We start from the raw sequence: 1,269 nt of genomic DNA on the forward strand, positions 1-1,269 counted from the left end.
AGGTCTCCACGTTGAGGCGCTGTACAACTCCAGGCCAAGCACGGCACCGTGCTCGTCGTGGTCGACCAGCCGGCCTCAATCGGCGCCCTGCCACTCGCCGCCACACACGCTGCGGGCCATCGACGGCGAGGACGAGACGATCGCCGAGCTGGAGATGATCGTGAGCGCCCACCGGTTGCGCGGAAGGCTCGGGTTCGGCTGTGCCGCCGTCCCGTTCGGCACGGCGTGGACCAACAACGAGGACCTCCACCCCGTACTCCTCTTGGTGATCCACTGCCGAGCCGTCACATCACCGGACTGCTACACGACTTCACGATGCCGAATCTTCAGCGTGAGCCGCAGGGGTCGGCTTCCGTACGCCGATGCACACCACGGTCACCACCACGGCGACCAGCATGCCGATGCCTCCGATGGCGGCGCACATGTGCAGGGCCCCGCTGAAGCTGTCACCGAAGGCGCCCAGGGCCCGGCCGGTGACAGATGCCCCCAGGTCCAGGTGCCCGGCAGCGGCGAGGCCGTCAGTGGCGACCGCGTTCAGGACGGACTGCGTGTCCACCGAGGACAGGCCGGCCGCCGTGAGCTGCTCGGGCAGGGCGTCCACCGTGTGCTGAGTGAGGATGACGCCGAACACGGCAGGGCCGAGGGCGCCGCCGACCTGCCGCAGCGTATTGCTGCCCGCACCGGCCATTCCGGCCAGGTGATGCGGGGCGCTGCTGACGGCGATGGCGGTGATGGGAGTCATGGCGAAGGAGAATCCGGCGCCGATGACGCCCAGCACCAGAAGGACGGTGCCGGTACCGGTGTCCGCCTCCAGCGTGGTGAGCAAGAACGTACCGGTGGCGGTGACCACCAGGCCCAGGGCCAGCAGAAGTCCGGGGGCTACGCGGCCCATCAGGCGGCCCACGACAGGCCCGAGCACCACGGCCAGCCCGTTGAGCGCGGGGAACCGCCATCCGATGTCCAGGGCGGACAGGTGCTGCACGGTGCCGAAGAAGAGGCTCAGGGCGAAGACGAGCCCGACCTGCGCGAACATGACCACGGTGAGCACGACGCCGGCGCCGGAGAAGGACCGGGACTTGAAGAGTTGCATCGACAGCATCGGCGACGGCGAGCGCAGTTCGACGACGATGAACGCGACGAGCGCGACGGCGGCCACAGCGAAGGCGGCGATGACCTTGCCCGCGCCCCAACCGGATGCCCCGCCCTCGATGACGCCGTAGACCAGGGAGGCGACGGCGACGATCTGGCCGGGGATGTCGATGGCGCGGC

The 1,269-nt window shown here is 69.6% G+C and carries 2 protein-coding genes; both read right to left on the minus strand.

The features are described from left to right. Positions 1-75 precede the first annotated feature (75 nt). Positions 76-237: a hypothetical protein gene (locus tag ACZ5CR_RS43855; RefSeq protein ID WP_468868879.1), complete on the minus strand. Its 162-nt coding sequence runs from the start codon at positions 235-237 to the stop codon at positions 76-78. 73 nt (positions 238-310) lie between these two features. Then, the coding region (locus ACZ5CR_RS43860) for an MFS transporter (protein ID WP_468868882.1) at positions 311-1,269 on the minus strand (959 nt) is incomplete at its 5' end.

The sequence above is a fragment of the Streptomyces sp. NPDC031274 genome, from assembly GCF_055570235.1.